Below are 16,132 nucleotides of genomic sequence, written 5' to 3'. Positions count from 1 at the left end.
CAAATATCAGACAGCGAGGGGCAATCACGATGGCCTTGAAGGACTTCATTTCACTGCGGCTGTACACCCGCGTGGCGCGCCTGGGCAGCTTCTCGGCGGCCGCACGGGAGACCGGGCTTGCCCAGTCCCAGGTCTCGCGGATGGTGGCCGAGCTGGAAGCCAGCCTGGGTGCCCGCCTGCTGTCCAGGACGACCCGTGCGGTGGTGCCGACAGAGGCCGGCCTGGAGTTTCTGGCGCGGATAGAGCCTATTCTTGCGGCACTCGACGATGCCGAAAACAGCGTGCGGGAGAGCGGCGAACTTCGCGGCCTGCTGCGCGTCGGCATGCCGTCCACGATGGGCTTGCGCGTGGTGATTCCGAGGCTTTCGGCATTTACCGAGCGTCACCCTGCCCTGCACGTTGAATTGCTGCTCGAAGATCAATGGCAGGACATGGTCAAGGAAGCGGTCGACGTCGGCATCCGCGTGGGCAAGTTGCCTGACCTTGCCGGCACGGCAAAGCAGATCGGGCTCATGCGGCGGGTACTGGTGGCGTCACCCGAATACCTGGCGCGACACGGCACGCCGCTGCTGCCGGGCGACATTGCCAATCACCGCATCGTCGGCGGGCCGGCCGGGGCTCAGGTGACCTCCTGGCAGTTCGAGCGCAACGGCGAGACCGTCTCCGTCAGCCCCAACGCCCAGTTGTCGATCAACGACACTGCCGGCGCCCTGGCTGCGGCGACGGGTGGACTGGGTATCACCTCGACCACGTCCTGGGCGGCGGGCCTTGAACTCAAGACCGGCGCGTTGGTGCAGCTGATGCCGGACTGGAAAATGGCCGAGTTGCCGGTCCATGCCTATTTCCCGATGGGGCGCACCACACGCATGGCGGCACGGGCGTTCGTGGATTTTCTCGGTGAAATGCTCAACAGCGACCCGGAGCACTTCGGTCATTTCAACTCTGCGCCACGGTGAAAGATCATGCCCCCGCCATCCATCAAGCCGTACGATCGTCATACTGTTACCGAAATAACATGATGGATATACTGTTTCAAATCAGTGTCTTTTTTTGCGAGCTTTGGAGAAAGGTATGCGATATCCGGCTGAGGAAACCGCAGAGAAGCATCAACGAATCCTTGAACAGGCGTCGATCCTGTTCCGTGAGCACGGCTTCTATGGCGTCAGCGTCAGTGAAGTGATGAAGGCGACGGGGCTTACCCACGGCGCGTTCTACAACCATTTCGAATCCAAGGATGACCTCATCGCCAAGACCATCGGCGAGGCGTCTTCGAAAGCGCTGGCCTCGATGAAAGAGGCAGAGCACACCCCGGAAGCGATGCAGGCGTACGTTCAGCACTACCTGACCGAGGGCCATCGCGACGACCCCGGTACCGGCTGCCTGATGACGGCTCTGGCTTCCGAAGTCGCTAGAGAACCTTCCGTTCAGCCGGCGTTTACCCGGCACCTGAAAGGCGTGCTTGCCAGCCTCATGGCGCCGTTTGCGAAATCGAAAAAACGCCACGTTCGGCGTGACGCAATCCACAAGATCTCGACCATGGTCGGCGCGATCGTTCTCGCACGTGCCGTGGATGACCCGGCGCTCTCGGCAGAAATCCTGCGCGAAGTCCGCAACTCGCTGGACTGAGCTCGCGGACTTTTCAAGGCAGTTCTGCCGACTGGCGCTCAGTGTTCGTGGAAACGGCTTTTGCAGGCGTTGGCTACCGCACCCCGCACCATCGAGCTTTTGCTCCGGTGCAGAGGGAGGGGCCGCTTTCAGGCATGCCCCTTCACTGAACGAACCGCACGCCGGGCCAGTTTTTAAAGGCGCAAACGACCGCGATCGCACGGTACGGGTACGATCGACGGTGGCTCAATCATTGAGCCCATTGCGTCAGCAGGGAAATGAGTGGCGCGCCCGGACAGGCGGCAACAACCTGAAGTCGGTTGCGGCGTAACAGACAGCCGGACAGGGCCTGCGTGGATACAGGTGACAATGCGCTCTACAATCGCAGCACGAAACGGCTGATGTCCTGATCAGAGAGTAGGAGTCCGGTTCGGGACAGGCAACGTCAAATGCTCCACCTGAAATGACAATTCGTCTTTATTTGGGAAGCTTATGAGCAACGCCGACCACTGGCTCAAGTACCTCACTGCAGAAGGTGTCGTCGTCGCCCAGTCCAGGGTCAAGGGTGACTGGGGCATCGAAATGGAGCAGCGTGAGGGCACGTACTTTCATTTTCTAGCCCAGGGAACGGCGTACTTTTCCCTCGACGGCCAGCCCCAGATAAAGCTCCAGCCCGGTGACGTGGTGGTGCTTCCCCAAGGCGCGACTCACCAGTTGCGCAGCGCGCCGCAGAGCAAGGTGGCTTCGTTCGCTGATTTCGTCAGGAATATCCAGGCGCTTTACAGCAAGGAGCCTGACGCAACCATCGTGGTGTGCGGCTCGTTCGGCATCGACCGATACATGGTCATGCCGGCGATCAAATCCCTGCCGCCCTCCATCCATCTCCAGGCCGAATCGAACGGGGCGACCGCGCCGATCGCCGAGCTGCTCAAGCAGCTGCGCAGTGAGGTGGAGAACGCCAGAATGGGCGGCAAGATGGTGGTGAGAAACCTGCTTTCGACGCTGTTCATCTACATCCTGAGGCAATGGTCCGAGTCTGAAACCGCCGAGGCCGGCTCGTGGTTTTTTGCCATGCAGAATCGCCATATCGCCAAGGCGCTGGCGTGCATTCACCAGAAACCGGGGAATGACTGGAGCCTCGACAACCTCGCTCGCGAAGCCGGGCTTTCACGCTCGCTGTTCGCCCAGCAGTTTCGCGAATCCGTGGGTGAAACCCCGTATGGCTACCTGACGCGCTGGCGCCTGGGCATAGCGGCACAGCTTCTTGCGCAAACCGACCTGAGCATCGAGCAAATCGCGCAAAAGGTCGGGTACCGCTCGGAATATTCGTTCAATCGGGCGTTCAAGAAAGCCAGAGGAAGAACCCCCACCAAAGAACGTGAGCGCCGGTTGTCCCCGGAGAATGGCCCGCCGATTGCGATCGTTTAGCCTGGTCGACATTCATTTCGAGCTGGCGCGGGACTTCAGCGCCGCGAAGCCGTCAATGACGGCCCCCAGCGTGCTCATGGCAGGCATCAATGCATCGGCAATGGCGATTGCCTTTGCCGTCGGCCGCACGCCTCTGCCGTTTCTCACGAACAACCGATCGTCAAAACAGTTACGCAGCCGTACCAGCGACGCGCTCACTGCCGGCTGCCCCACGCTGAGCTGCTCAGCGGCCCGGGAAACGTTCCGTTCACGGAAGACAACCATGAAAACCACCAGGAGGTTCATATCCACCTTCATCAGGTTTTTTTCGTACATGAGCATCGCTTTCTCTCATCTCCACTGGTTTGAGCATTGAGTCGCAGCCACGGCCATCCATGGATGCTTAAGTCGTGGCTGGCTTGATTACATTCTCTGGAACAGCGCCTGAAACGCCGAATTGAATGCCGTGAAAACGGCTATCACCATCAATGATGATCATCATGTTTAAAGGCCGTCAATTACCGCCAGGAACAGAGTGATCATTACCCTGTTTCGACACGAAAACCCTTATGAATAAAGGCTTAAAGCGCTTTTCGCTTCCAGCGATTGGTTCACGTCAAAGGACGTTTTTCATGTCCGTTGTCCCGTAAATATCCGCTCTGCAATGGATCGGCGGGAGTTGACATCAAGCAGTATGGCTATCATGCTCTATCTCACTAAGCATGACGGCTGTACTGCTTGGCTGCATCGTAACATGATGTGCGTAATGCTTTATCCGGTTTGCTGACTTCCGACAACCTTTTATCTGTTTACCCTGGAGATGCTCATGAAAACTTATCTGATTACTGGCGCCACCGGCGCAACAGGTGCTCCTGCCGTTCAGCAGTTGTTGGAACAGGGCCATCGCGTGAACGCCTTCGTGCATCGCGAAGACGAACGCTCGCAGAAACTGAAGGACCTGGGCGCCACGATCTTCGTTGGCGATGCGCTGAAACTGAAAGAGCTGCGCCCCGCCATGGAAGGCGTAGACGGTGCCTACTTCTGCTACCCGTTGACCAATGGTCTGGTCGAAGCCGCGGCGATTTTTGCCCAGGCCGCGAAAGAGGAGAATGTCGGAATCGTCGTGAACATGTCGCATAAGCAATCGCGTCCCGATGCTCGCAGCCAGGCGACGCTGAACCACTGGCTGTCCGAACAAGTGTTCAATTGGTCCGGCGTACCGACCACCCACCTGCGCATCACCTTCTTCGCTCAATGGATGCTGTACACCGCCGCGTTGATCCGTGCAGGCCGTTACCTGACGCCTTTCGATGCCGACAGCCGCTTTGCCCCCATCGCCGCTTCCGACATCTCGAAAATCATCGTGGGTGTCCTGACCAATCCGCAAAACCACGCGAACAAGGTCTACCCACTGCACGGCCCAATCGAGTACAGCCACCAGGAACTGGCCGATCTGCTCGCCAAGACCCTGGGTAAAGAGGTTCGCTTCGAACAGGTGTCCCCTGATGAGTTCGTCAAGACCCTGGGCTGGGACGGCGACCCTTCGTACGCCGCGCACTTCGCTGCCGTGAAAGTCGATCAGCAGGAGAAGCGTCTGGAAGGCCTGGACACGACCGGTGCTGAAATCATCGGGGGCCCACTGCAAACGCCCGCCGAGTTCATCGAAGAACATCGCCACCTGCTGGCGTAAACCTCCCGGCAACGATCCCGAGAAGGCCAACAGCTCTTCCCGGGATCACACCCCTGCTCGCTTCGGCGACATGACGTGAAACGGTCAATGGCCGGCATCGACGTCAACACACGCCCCGCCAAACCTGGCGTCCGACCTGTCCTGCGCAGCGGACTGTTTCCCGTCCCGACATTCTAGCCGTGCCAGATGAGCAATCTCCTGGCCGCCAAAATAAAGACGATTTGTCTTTTCCTGCGGACTTTTTGCCCTGCCTTCGCTGTTGCCGATCACGCTATTGACGGCTCAAACAAGCGCCTTTGAATGATGATCATCATTTTCGTTGATTATCCAAATCGCAGCTTCGAAATTGCTTCTTAAGCATGACGGTCATAATGTTACATCCAGATCGCCTCATCCAACGGAAGCGTCTATTTCCTGGCCTGTTGCCGCTCGAAACCCCGCATCACCGGGTTCATGAGTGCGTAAAGCCAGCCATCAGCTAGCCAATCAACCCGACTTCTGAAGAGAAAATATGAAAACTGTTCATCACCTGAATACCCGCATCCGCCCTGTCGTCGGTGCTGTGGCGATGGCAATGGCTGGCCTGCTGGCCCTGAACCTGTCTGGCTGCGAGGATGCCAGTGGCAAGGCCGCCGAATCGGCAGCCGCTACCGGCGCCGTAGTGTCCGCTGCGACGGTCATACAGAAAGCCGTTGTTGAAACCCAGGAATTTTCCGGCCGTATGGAAGCCATCGAGCGCGTCGACATTCGCGCCCGGGTCCCCGGCTTCATCACCAGCGTCAACATCACTCCTGGCGCCATCGTCAAGAAAGGCGACGTGCTCTTTGTCATCGATCCTCGCCCTTATCAGGCCGAAGCCGATCGCACCGAAGCCGCCGCAGCCGCCGCGCGGGCCAAGGTCGAGTTGGCGCGTATCGAGCTGACCCGCTCGCAGAAACTGATCGGGGAAAAGGCTATCGCACAGCGTGAGTTGGACGAGAACACGTCGAACTTCAAGCAGCTGGAGGCCAGCGCCCGCGCAGCTGCCGCCGAGTACGACAATGCCAGGCTCAATCTGAGCTACACCCGCGTGACCTCGCCCATCGATGGCCGTGTCGGCAAAGCCGATATCACCCTGGGCAACTTGGTCGACACCAGCGCCGTGCTGACCAAGGTGGTGTCCGACGACAAGATCTACGCCTCTTTCGACGGTGACGAAGACACTTACCTGCGCGTCGGTGCCGCGCACCACAGCGGCCAGGACGTGAACGTCAGAGTCGGCCTGGCCAATGAGCAAGGCTTCCCCCATGAAGGCAAACTCGAATTCGTCGACAACCAGCTCGACCCGCAAACCGGTGGCGTACGCATGCGCGCCATCTTCACCAACGCCGACAAGACACTGGCCCCCGGTCTCTTCGCCCGCGTGCAGTTGCAGGGCGGCACCCACGGCGGCAACGAAACTCAGGCCATCCTGATCAACGAACGCGCGATCGGCACCGATCAGGATCGCAAGTTCGTGTTCGTCGTCGACGCCCAGGGCAAAGCCGAATACCGCCAGGTCACCCTCGGCAACAGCGTCGATGGCCTGCGCGTCGTGCGCACTGGCTTAAAAGCCGGCGAGCAAATCGTGGTCAACGGCTTGGTCCGGGTGATGCCGGGCGCGCCTCTGGCACCTCACACGGTTTCGATGGATTTCAATCCTGACGAACCGGTTGCCGAGACTGCTGCGGACACCGCTTCCAAAACCAGACCTGACGCCAAATCCAAGGGTTGATCGATCATGAAATTCTCGAAATTTTTCATCGACAAGCCCATCTTCGCGGCGGTCCTGTCGATCATCATCTTCGTCGCAGGGCTTATCGCGCTGTTTACCTTGCCTGTCGCAGAGTACCCGGACGTTGTGCCTCCGGCCGTGCAGATCCGCGCGCAGTACCCGGGCGCCGACGCCAGAGTGATTGCCGAAACCGTCGCCACCCCTCTGGAACAAGAGGTCAACGGCGTCGACAACATGCTGTACATGTCGTCGCAGTCGACCGCCGACGGTAACTTGCTGCTGACCGTGACGTTCAAGATCGGCACCAAGGTTTCGCAAGCTGAAACCGACGTGGAAAACCGCGTGCAACGGGCATTGCCACACCTGCCCGAAGAAGTCCGTCAGATCGGTGTCACCACGATCAAATCGTCACCCAGCCTGACGATGGTGGTGCACCTGACCTCGCCGGACGGCCGTTACGACGACCAGTACCTGCGCAACTACGCCACGATCAACGTCAAGGACCAGCTCGACCGCATTGCCGGCATCGGTCAGGTGCAACTCAACGGTTCGGGCGACTACGCCATGCGTATCTGGCTTGATCCGGTGAAGATCGCCGCGCGCAACATGACCACAATCGACGTCACCGATGCGATTCGTGAGCAGAACGTACAGGTCGCCGGCGGCGCCATCGGCCAGTCACCATCCAAAGGCAGCGACTTCCAGCTCTCCGTCAAAACCCAGGGCCGCCTGCAAACGCCGGAAGAGTTCGGCAACATCATCGTGCGCACTGGCGCTGACGGCGCGCTGACTCGTCTGCGTGATGTTGCCCGCATCGAACTGGGCGCCAACGCTTACAACCTGCGTGCCCGTCTCAACAACCAGCCTGCCGTTGCGCTGGTCATCTTCGAGGCGCCAAACGCCAACGCACTGCAAATGGCCAGCGACATCCGCGACCGTATGGAGCAGTTGAAAGCCGACTTCCCGCCGGGAATGGAATACAACATCGTCTACGACACCACCCGCTTCGTGCAGGACTCGATCAACGCGGTGATTCACACCCTGCTTGAGGCTATTGCGCTGGTGGTGCTGGTGGTGATCGTCTTCCTGCAAACCTGGCGTGCCTCGCTGATCCCACTGCTTGCGGTGCCGGTTTCCGTGGTCGGCACCTTCGCCGTGATGCTCGGTTTCGGTTTCTCGATCAATACCCTGTCATTGTTCGGCCTGGTGCTCGCCATCGGCATCGTCGTCGACGACGCCATCGTGGTGGTTGAAAACGTCGAACGGAATATCGCCGGCGGTCTGTCGCCACGTGAAGCGACGATCCAGGCGATGAAGGAAGTGAGCGGCCCTATCATTGCCATCGCCTTGGTGCTCTGCGCCGTGTTCGTGCCGATCGCCTTCGTGCCGGGTCTGTCCGGTGAGTTTTACAAGCAGTTCGCCCTGACCATTGCCATCTCGACCGTCATCTCGGCCTTCAGCTCCCTGACCCTGGCGCCTGCGCTGTCCGCTGTGCTGCTTCAGGCACACGATGCCCCTAAAGATGCACTGACCCGGGTCATGGACAAGCTGTTCGGTCGCTTTTTCAACGCCTTCAACCGCTTTTTCGGGCGCTCCTCGGAGCGTTATGAAATGGGCGTCAAGGGCACCCTCAAGCGCAAGTCCAGCTCCATCGCCATCTACCTGCTGCTGGCCGCCTGTGCCGGCATGATGTTCAAGCTGGTGCCCGCGGGGTTCGTGCCTTTGCAGGACAAAGGCTACCTGATCGGTATCGCGCAGTTGCCGACCGCCTCGTCGCTGGACCGTACCGACGCCATCATTCAGCGCATGGGCAAGATCGCCACCGACACGCCCGGCGTCCGCCACGCGGTGCAATTCCCGGGGCTGTCGGTCAACGACTTCACCGCTTCGTCCAGCGCCGGCATCCAGTTCAGCAACCTGCAAAGCTTCGATCAACGCGGCGCCAAGGACATGAGCGCTGGTGCCATCGCCGCTGAACTGAACAAGCGCATGGCGTCTATTGAAGACTCGTTCATTCTCGTCGTGCCGCCTGCTCCGGTGGACGGCCTGGGTACCCTCGGCGGCTTCAAGCTGATGGTCGAAGACCGCGGCAACGTCGGTTACGACGCGCTGAACAAGGCAACTCAGGAACTGCAGGCCCGTGCGCGCAAAGCGCCTGAACTGGCGGGTGTCTTCACCGGCTTCCAGATCAACGTGCCGCAAATCTACGCCGACATCGATCGTGATAAAGCCAAGCAGTTGAACGTGCCGCTGCAAACGATCTACCAGACGCTGCAAGTCAACCTGGGTTCGGTCTACGTCAACGACTTCAACCGCTTCGGTCGTACCTATCAGGTGCGGGTGCAGGCTGACGAACAGTTCCGCGACCACGTCGAAGACCTGAAAAAGCTCAAGATCCGCAGCACCAACGGCGACATGATTCCCCTCGCCTCGCTGATGCGCGTCTCCAACACCTACGGTCCGGAACGCGTGCAACGCTACAACGCCTATGTGTCGGCCGACCTGAATGGCAGCCCTGCTCCAGGCTATTCGTCCGGACAGGCACAAGCGGCCATCGAGCGTCTGGCAAAAGAAGTGCTGCCAAAAGGCATCACCTACGAGTTCACCGACCTTGCGTATCAGGACATCCTGGCCGGCAACACCATGTTCTATGTATTCCCGCTCTGTGTGCTGCTGGTGTTCCTGGTGCTCGCCGCGCAGTACGAAAGCTGGACCTTGCCGCTGGCCGTGATCCTGATCGTGCCGATGTCGATCCTCTGTGCACTGCTGGGCGTGAAGCTGACCGGCGGCGACAACAACGTCTTCACCCAGATCGCGCTGTTCGTACTCGTGGGGCTGGCCTCCAAGAACGCAATCCTGATTGTCGAGTTCGCCCGCGAACTGGAGCACCACGGCCGCACCACGCTGCAAGCCGCGCTGGAGTCGTGCCGCCTGCGTCTGCGTCCAATCTTGATGACCTCGATCGCATTCATCATGGGCGTACTGCCTCTGGTGTTCTCCCACGGTCCTGGTTCGGAAATGCGTCATGCAATGGGTGTGGCCGTGTTCGGCGGCATGCTCGGCGTGACCTTCTTCGGCCTGTTCCTGACACCTGTTTTCTACGTGCTGATGCGCTCGCTGGCCAAGTTTTTGAGCCGCAGCAAAGCCACTACCCCGACGGTCGTTCCTCACGCTCTCGAAGAGACTCACTAACATGAACGCCAACATCTTTATCAAACGTGCCAGTGCCGTGCTTATCGCCCTGGCCCTTGCCGCCTGCTCGGCGCCTGAGTTCAAACAGCCGCAAGTCGATGTACCGCAAGCGTTCAAGGAAGCCTCCGATGCGCCGGTCACCGCGCCGGACGGCACCCGCTGGCAAGCCGCCAGGGACGGTGAAGCGAAGTCTCGCGGCGAATGGTGGCTGGCTTTCAACGATCCAGCGCTGACCGCCCTGATCAATGAAGCGGCCAGGAGCAACAACAACCTGGCCGAAGCCACCGCCCGCCTCAAGCAGGCGCGGGCCATCGCCGGCATCGCCGAAGCGGACCGGATTCCGCAGATTGGTCTCAGCGCTGGCGCGCAAAGAAACCGTGAATCGCCCAACAGTCTGCCTGGCGGCAGTGCTGTAGGCGCCCACACGACCTATCAAGCCAGCCTGACCGCCAGTTACGAAGTCGACCTGTTCGGCCGGGTGGCGTCGAACGTCAACGCCGCCAATTCCGACGCAGCCGCCAGCGAAGCCAGCTACCACTCGGTGCTGTTGTCGCTGCAAGCGGACGTCGCGCAGACCTATTTCCGCCTGCGTGAAACCGATGCCGAGCTGGCAACCCTGAACGAGACGGTGCGCTTGCGTGAACAGACCGTCCACGTGACCCAGAGCCGCTTCGATCTGGGTGATATCGGCGAGTTCGACCTGTCGCGGGCAAAGACGGAGCTGTCGACGGCACGCGCTGAGGCGGTCGCCCTGCAACAGCAGAGAACGACCAATGAACATGCGCTGGCTGTGCTTCTGGGAAAGCCGGCGTCGAGCTTCACGGCCAGCAGCCAACCGCTCGACAATATCGCCTCGCTGCCGCAGATTCCGACCGGCATGCCGTCGGCGCTGCTTCAACGCCGTCCGGACATCGTCATCGCGCAGCATGAAATGGAAGCGGCGAACGCGCGGATCGGTGTCGCACGCGCCGCGATGTTCCCGGCGCTCAACCTTAACGGAGGTATTGGTGGCGTGGGCACCTCGGTCGCGGACATCTTCAACTGGAGCAGTCGCTCCTGGGTGCTGGGCGCGCTGATGTCGATGCCGATCATCGATGGCGGGCGCAACAAGAACAACGTCAAGCGCAGTGAGGCGGCGCTGGAAGAGTCCGTCGCCACGTACCGCCAGCAGGTGCTGGTCGCGTTTGCCGAAGTCGAGGACAACCTGGCCGGTCTGCGCATTCTGGCGAACCAGGCGCAGCAGACCGACGAGGCTGTCGTCTCGGCCCGTCGTTCGGCGGAGCTGGCCCAGATGCTGTATGAAGCCGGCCGCACGGGCTATCTGGACCTGCTGGAGGCGCAACGCAACCTGACCACGGTCGAGCGCTCCGCCGTGCAATTGCGGGGTAGCCGTGCAGTCACCACCGTCGCCCTGGTCCGCGCACTGGGCGGTGGCTGGGAGGTTCAGCCGCCAGTGAAGCCCGCGGCGACTCCTGTCGTCAGCCGCTGATCACTGGGAGCTGAACCCGTCGGAACGGTCGGCGCTTGCAACGCTGGCCGTGCTGGCGGGCCTTTCATGCGTCCCCTTTCACGGGGACGCACAAATAAAGACGTTTTGTTGTTTTTGATGGATGTTCTGACGTTGCCCCCTGTCCGGGCCAGGCCTAGCCTCAGCGAACGAATCGCCCACCTGCTTTGCGAGTCGATGTCGTTCAGCAATTGAGCGACTTACCCCGTCAGTGAACAGGAACCCCCAAAATGACTGATACCGAAACCGCCTACCCCCGCGATATCTCCGCCCTTGTCGTAATAGATCCGCTCAACGATTTTCTCGCCGAAGGCGGCAAGCTGAACGCCGGCATCCAGCCTGAACTGGAGCGCGTCAACTTCCTGCCCAATCTGTTGCGCCTGGTCGAGGGCGCCCGTGCGGCCGGCCTGCAGATTGTCTATGCGCCCCACGGAGTCGACGAGCACAGCTTCGATGACGTGCCTTACTTGCATTCCTATCTGCACAAGAACACCCACGCTCAACAGTATTTCTGGAAAGGCACATGGGGTGCGGACTTCTTTGAACCGTTGCGGCCGCAACCGGGCGACATCGTCTGCAGCCAGCACCGGATGTGGAATTCTTTCCGCGGCACCAATCTGGAAGAAAAACTCAAGGCCCGCGGACTGAAAAAGCTGGCCTTCTGTGGCCTGACTTCGCACAAATGCGTTGAAAGCTCGGCCCGTCATGCGTTTGAAGAGGGCTATCACGTCACTTTCATTCACGACGCGACCGCAGAATTCAACCGGGGCGAACACGCTGCCGCCCTCACCTACTCCTTCCCCCTCATCGGCCACGCCGACCTGAGCGTCGATCAGTTCCTCGCGGCGCTCGCCGTCGAATAACCCGCCTCGGTCCGGGCCGACAACCCGGACTGTCTCTCACCCGCGCAACCACCTCCGGTCAGAATCGACATCCTTTGCAACATCTTCTGAAACCGGTTTCAGAAAATGCGTCATAATGCCTCACTTCAAACAGATCACTGCTGCGGTTTCCACGAACGCTTCCTGCCCGTGGGCGCCAGGCGCGGTGCTGAAAAACAAGAAAAACCCCTTCCCAACCGTTAATCCATGAGGAGCTTTATGGTCGACAAAACCTCTATCCCGGACGGCGCCCGTCGGGACTTTCTGCGTAAAGGCCTGACGCTGATCCCGGTCGTCACCCTGGCCAGCACTGGCCTGGGTGTTACCACGCAACAGTTGATGGCCGCGCCGCAAGCGCCAGGTCACACGCCCGAGGTGCCTTCCGCGCCCGCGCCTGGCAATTACCATCCCACCTTCTTCACTGCCGAGGAATGGGCGTTCGTCCAGGCCGCCGTGTCGCGCATCATTCCGAGCGATGAACACGGACCCGGCGCTCTGGAAGCGGGCGCTGCCGAGTACATCGACCGGCAGATGAACACGCCTTACGCGACCGGCGCGCAGTGGTACATGCAAGGTCCTTTCGTCACCGATGCACCGGCCGAGATGGGCTATCAACTGCAGCTGGCGCCGCAACAGCTCTACCGCTTGGGCATTGCTGCGATCGATAGCTGGTGCCTCGCGCAGACGAAAAAAAATTTCGCCTCGCAAGACAGCGCTACCCGAGACCAGATTCTCGGCAAGATCGAAGCAGGTGAGCTCCATTTCGACGATGTGCCGGCCAAGGCTTTTTTCAGCCTGTTGGTACAGAACACCCGCGAAGGCTTTTTCTGCGACCCGATCCATGGCGGCAACAAAGAGCTGGTCGGCTGGCGGCAGATCGGTTTCCCCGGCGCCCGTGCGGATTTCATGGACTGGGTAGAGCGCAACGAGCCGTACCCCTTCCCGCCCGTTTCCATCGCCGGCAAGAGGGTCTGAACCGTGGCGAATGCTATGAAGAAAGTAGATGCGGTCATCGTCGGCTTCGGCTGGGCCGGCGCGATCATGGCCAAGGAGCTGACCGAGGCCGGCCTGCACGTCGTCGCGCTTGAGCGAGGCCCGATGCAGGACACCTACCCGGATGGCAACTATCCGCAGGTGATCGACGAACTGACCTACAGCGTGCGCAAGAAGCTGTTCGTCGACGTCTCGAAAGAGACCGTCACCATCCGCCACAGCGTCAATGACGTGGCCCTGCCCAACCGTCAACTGGGCGCGTTCCTGCCCGGCAAGGGTGTCGGCGGCGCCGGCCTGCACTGGTCGGGCGTGCATTTCCGTGTCGATCCGATCGAGTTGCGCATGCGCAGCCACTACGAAGAGCGCTACGGCAAGAAGTTCATTCCTGAAGACATGACCATCCAGGACTTCGGCGTCAGCTACGAAGAGCTGGAGCCGTATTTCGATTTCGCCGAAAAGGTCTTCGGTACATCCGGCCAGGCCTGGACCGTCAACGGCCAGATCGTCGGTGAAGGCAAAGGCGGCAACCCCTACGCCCCGGACCGCTCCAATCCGTTCCCCCTGCCGGCGCAGAAGAACGTGGTGTCCGCGCAGATCTTTCAGAAAGCCACTACCGAGCTGGGCTACAAGCCTTACAACCTGCCGTCCGCCAACACCTCGGGGCCGTACACCAACCCCTATGGCGCGCAGATGGGCCCGTGCAACTTCTGCGGGTTCTGCAGCGGCTACGTCTGCTACATGTACTCCAAGGCTTCGCCGAACGTGAACATCCTGCCGGCGCTGCGTCAGGTGCCGAATTTCGAGCTGCGCACCAACGCCCACGTGCTGCGCGTCAACCTCGACGACAGCAAGCGCAAGGCCACGGGCGTGACCTACATCGATGCGCAGGGCCGTGAAGTCGAGCAGCCGGCCGATCTGGTGATCCTCGCCGCGTTCCAGTTCAACAACGTGCGCCTGATGCTGCTGTCCGGCATCGGCAAGCCCTACGACCCGATCAAGAATGAAGGTGTCGTCGGCCGCAACTTCGCCTACCAGAACATGGGCACGGTCAAGGCGTTCTTCGACAAGGACACCTACACCAACAACTTCATCGGCGCCGGCGGCAATGGCGTAGCCATCGACGACTTCAACGCTGACAACTTCGACCACGGCCCTCACGGTTTCGTCGGCGGCTCGCCGATGTGGGTCAACCAGGCCGGCAGCCGCCCGATTGCCGGTGTCGCCAACCCGCCCGGTACACCGGCGTGGGGCAGCGCCTGGAAAAAAGCCACCATCGATTACTACACCCACCAGTTGTCGATGGATGCCCACGGCGCGCACCAGTCCTACCGTGGCAACTACCTGGATCTCGACCCGACCTACCGCGACGCCTACGGCCAGCCGTTGCTGCGCATGACGTTCGACTGGCAGGAAAACGACATCAAGATGAACCAGTTCATGGTCGACAAGCTGACCAAAGTGGCCCAGGCGATGAACCCGAAAGCCATTGCCGTGCTGGGCAAGAAGGTCAAGGAGCACTTCAACACCGCCAACTACCAGACCACCCACCTCAACGGCGGCGCGATCATGGGCACCGACCCGAAGACCAGCGCATTGAACCGTTACTTGCAGTGCTGGGACGTGCATAACGTGTTCGTGCCCGGCGCTTCCGCGTTCCCGCAGGGCCTCGGTTACAACCCGACCGGTCTGGTGGCGGCACTGACGTACTGGTCGGCCCGGGCGATCCGCGAGCAGTACCTGAAAAACCCCGGCCCGCTGGTTCAGGTTTAAGGAGCGACAAGCATGAAATCAACCTTGATCGCCGCACTGCTGTTCAGTGCCAGCCTTCCTGTACTGGCCGCCGATGCCGATGAGGCGCTGGTCAAACAGGGGGAATACCTGGCCCGCGCCGGTGACTGCGTGGCCTGCCACACCGCCAAGGGTGGCAAGCCGTTCGCCGGCGGCCTGCCTATGGAAACCCCCATCGGCACCGTGTATTCCACCAACATCACTCCGGATGCCAACGGCATCGGTCAGTACAGCCTCGACGAATTCTCTCAGGCTGTGCGCCACGGCGTTCGCAAGGACGGCAGCACGCTGTACCCGGCCATGCCGTTTCCATCCTATGCACGGGTCAGCGACGACGACATGAAGGCGCTGTATGCGTACTTCATGAAAGGCGTCCAGCCCGACGCCACGCCGAACAAGCCGACCGACATTCCGTGGCCATTGAGCATGCGCTGGCCGCTGGCGATCTGGCGCGGCATGTTTGCGCCGGAGGTCAAAGCCTGGCAACCGGTCGCCAATGTCGACCCTGAGGTCAATCGCGGTGCGTATCTGGTCGAAGGCCTCGGCCACTGTGGCGCGTGCCACACGCCGCGCGCCCTGACCATGCAGGAAAAGGCCCTCAACCCGGCCGACGGCAACCAGTTTCTGGCCGGCAGCGCGCCGCTGGAAGGCTGGATCGCCAAGAACCTGCGCGGTGACCACAAGGACGGCCTGGGCAGCTGGAGCGAGGCAGATCTGGTGCAGTTCCTGAAAACCGGCCGCAGTGATCGCAGCGCCGTGTTTGGCGGCATGAGCGACGTGGTCGAGCACAGCATGCAGTACATGAGCGACGCCGATCTCAAGGCCATCGCCCGTTACCTGAAAACGCTGCCGCCGAGCAATCCCGACGACAAGCCGCATGTCTACGACAAGCAAGTCGCGGAAGCGCTGTGGAAGGGTGATGACAGCAAACCGGGCGCGTCGGTCTATATCGACAACTGCGCGGCCTGCCATCGCACCGATGGTCATGGCTACACCCGGGTCTTCCCTGCCCTGGCCGGTAACCCGGTGCTGCAGACCGCTGATCCGAGTTCGTTGATCCATGTCGTGCTGGCGGGTGGCAGCCTGCCGGCTACGCAGACAGCGCCTTCCAGCATCACCATGCCGGCCTTCGGCTGGCGCCTGAACGATGAGGAAGTTGCCACCGTGGTGAGCTTCATTCGTACCAGCTGGGGGAATCAGGGCACCGCTGTGACTGCCAGCGACGTAGCGAAGCTGCGCACCCGCGAGACGGCCACTGCTACCGAGGCCAGCGCTGCCCAAGTGACACCGCACTGACGCAAGCGACTTCCGGCGCC

12 protein-coding genes are annotated in these 16,132 nt (G+C 60.8%); 11 read left to right on the top strand and 1 reads right to left on the bottom strand.

The features are described 5' to 3' along the window. Positions 1 to 29: 29 nt before the first annotated feature. The 3 genes from ACIPL0_RS07230 (at position 30) to ACIPL0_RS07220 (ending at position 3,033) form a co-directional block, all read left to right on the top strand. On the top strand, positions 30 to 956 hold the full coding sequence (locus tag ACIPL0_RS07230; protein ID WP_400731481.1) for a LysR family transcriptional regulator: 927 nt from the start codon (positions 30 to 32) through the stop codon (positions 954 to 956). Positions 957 to 1,071: 115 nt separating this feature from the next. Further along, a complete protein-coding gene (locus ACIPL0_RS07225) occupies positions 1,072 to 1,626 on the top strand; it encodes a TetR/AcrR family transcriptional regulator (RefSeq protein WP_400731480.1) in 555 nt (184 codons plus the stop codon). A 471-nt stretch (positions 1,627 to 2,097) separates the two neighbouring features. After that, entirely contained in the window at positions 2,098 to 3,033 is a 936-nt protein-coding gene (locus tag ACIPL0_RS07220) for an AraC family transcriptional regulator (RefSeq protein ID WP_400731479.1), read from the top strand. Positions 3,034 to 3,045: 12 nt separating this feature from the next. On the opposite strand, the gene ACIPL0_RS07215 is transcribed toward ACIPL0_RS07220, so the two are convergent. Continuing rightward, entirely contained in the window at positions 3,046 to 3,354 is a 309-nt protein-coding gene (locus tag ACIPL0_RS07215; protein ID WP_400731478.1) for a LysR family transcriptional regulator, read from the bottom strand. Between the two features lie 484 nt (positions 3,355 to 3,838). Here ACIPL0_RS07215 and ACIPL0_RS07210 point away from each other — a divergent pair, with 484 nt between their 5' ends. The 8 genes from ACIPL0_RS07210 (at position 3,839) to ACIPL0_RS07175 (ending at position 16,112) form a co-directional block, all read left to right on the top strand. Further along, a complete protein-coding gene (locus ACIPL0_RS07210) occupies positions 3,839 to 4,702 on the top strand; it encodes an NmrA family NAD(P)-binding protein (RefSeq protein WP_400731477.1) in 864 nt (287 codons plus the stop codon). 511 nt (positions 4,703 to 5,213) lie between these two features. Continuing rightward, positions 5,214 to 6,455, top strand: coding sequence for an efflux RND transporter periplasmic adaptor subunit (locus tag ACIPL0_RS07205; RefSeq protein WP_400731476.1), 1,242 nt, complete (start codon positions 5,214 to 5,216; stop codon positions 6,453 to 6,455). 6 nt (positions 6,456 to 6,461) lie between these two features. Continuing rightward, positions 6,462 to 9,647 carry an efflux RND transporter permease subunit gene (locus ACIPL0_RS07200; RefSeq protein WP_400731475.1) on the top strand — a complete coding sequence of 1,062 codons (3,186 nt, stop codon included), beginning with the start codon at positions 6,462 to 6,464 and terminating at the stop codon, positions 9,645 to 9,647. A gap of 1 nt (position 9,648) precedes the next feature. Next, entirely contained in the window at positions 9,649 to 11,136 is a 1,488-nt protein-coding gene (locus ACIPL0_RS07195) for an efflux transporter outer membrane subunit (protein ID WP_400731474.1), read from the top strand. A 248-nt stretch (positions 11,137 to 11,384) separates the two neighbouring features. Beyond that, positions 11,385 to 12,017 (top strand): isochorismatase family cysteine hydrolase, encoded by a 633-nt coding sequence (locus ACIPL0_RS07190; protein ID WP_400731473.1) that lies wholly within the window; start codon positions 11,385 to 11,387, stop codon positions 12,015 to 12,017. A 237-nt stretch (positions 12,018 to 12,254) separates the two neighbouring features. After that, positions 12,255 to 13,010 (top strand): gluconate 2-dehydrogenase subunit 3 family protein, encoded by a 756-nt coding sequence (locus tag ACIPL0_RS07185; RefSeq protein ID WP_400731472.1) that lies wholly within the window; start codon positions 12,255 to 12,257, stop codon positions 13,008 to 13,010. A gap of 15 nt (positions 13,011 to 13,025) precedes the next feature. Then, positions 13,026 to 14,798, top strand: a complete 1,773-nt coding sequence (locus ACIPL0_RS07180) for a GMC family oxidoreductase (protein ID WP_400731471.1) — start codon at positions 13,026 to 13,028, stop codon at positions 14,796 to 14,798. 12 nt (positions 14,799 to 14,810) lie between these two features. Then, positions 14,811 to 16,112, top strand: coding sequence for a c-type cytochrome (locus ACIPL0_RS07175; RefSeq protein ID WP_400731470.1), 1,302 nt, complete (start codon positions 14,811 to 14,813; stop codon positions 16,110 to 16,112). The last annotated feature ends 20 nt before the right edge of the window (positions 16,113 to 16,132 follow it).

The sequence above is a fragment of the Pseudomonas sp. NPDC090208 genome, from assembly GCF_044746785.1.
Taxonomy (GTDB): domain Bacteria; phylum Pseudomonadota; class Gammaproteobacteria; order Pseudomonadales; family Pseudomonadaceae; genus Aquipseudomonas.
Note: the sequence above shows the minus strand (reverse complement) of the source record. Positions and strands in the feature narration are given on the sequence as shown.

Coding starts and splice junctions, on each gene's coding strand:
- ACIPL0_RS07220 (WP_400731479.1), top strand. CDS start 2,098: ATGAGCAACGCCGACCACTGGCTCAAGTACCTCACTGCAGAAGGTGTC.
- ACIPL0_RS07205 (WP_400731476.1), top strand. CDS start 5,214: ATGAAAACTGTTCATCACCTGAATACCCGCATCCGCCCTGTCGTCGGT.
- ACIPL0_RS07185 (WP_400731472.1), top strand. CDS start 12,255: ATGGTCGACAAAACCTCTATCCCGGACGGCGCCCGTCGGGACTTTCTG.
- ACIPL0_RS07210 (WP_400731477.1), top strand. CDS start 3,839: ATGAAAACTTATCTGATTACTGGCGCCACCGGCGCAACAGGTGCTCCT.
- ACIPL0_RS07180 (WP_400731471.1), top strand. CDS start 13,026: ATGAAGAAAGTAGATGCGGTCATCGTCGGCTTCGGCTGGGCCGGCGCG.
- ACIPL0_RS07200 (WP_400731475.1), top strand. CDS start 6,462: ATGAAATTCTCGAAATTTTTCATCGACAAGCCCATCTTCGCGGCGGTC.
- ACIPL0_RS07195 (WP_400731474.1), top strand. CDS start 9,649: ATGAACGCCAACATCTTTATCAAACGTGCCAGTGCCGTGCTTATCGCC.
- ACIPL0_RS07230 (WP_400731481.1), top strand. CDS start 30: ATGGCCTTGAAGGACTTCATTTCACTGCGGCTGTACACCCGCGTGGCG.
- ACIPL0_RS07175 (WP_400731470.1), top strand. CDS start 14,811: ATGAAATCAACCTTGATCGCCGCACTGCTGTTCAGTGCCAGCCTTCCT.
- ACIPL0_RS07215 (WP_400731478.1), bottom strand. CDS start 3,354: ATGCTCATGTACGAAAAAAACCTGATGAAGGTGGATATGAACCTCCTG.
- ACIPL0_RS07225 (WP_400731480.1), top strand. CDS start 1,072: ATGCGATATCCGGCTGAGGAAACCGCAGAGAAGCATCAACGAATCCTT.
- ACIPL0_RS07190 (WP_400731473.1), top strand. CDS start 11,385: ATGACTGATACCGAAACCGCCTACCCCCGCGATATCTCCGCCCTTGTC.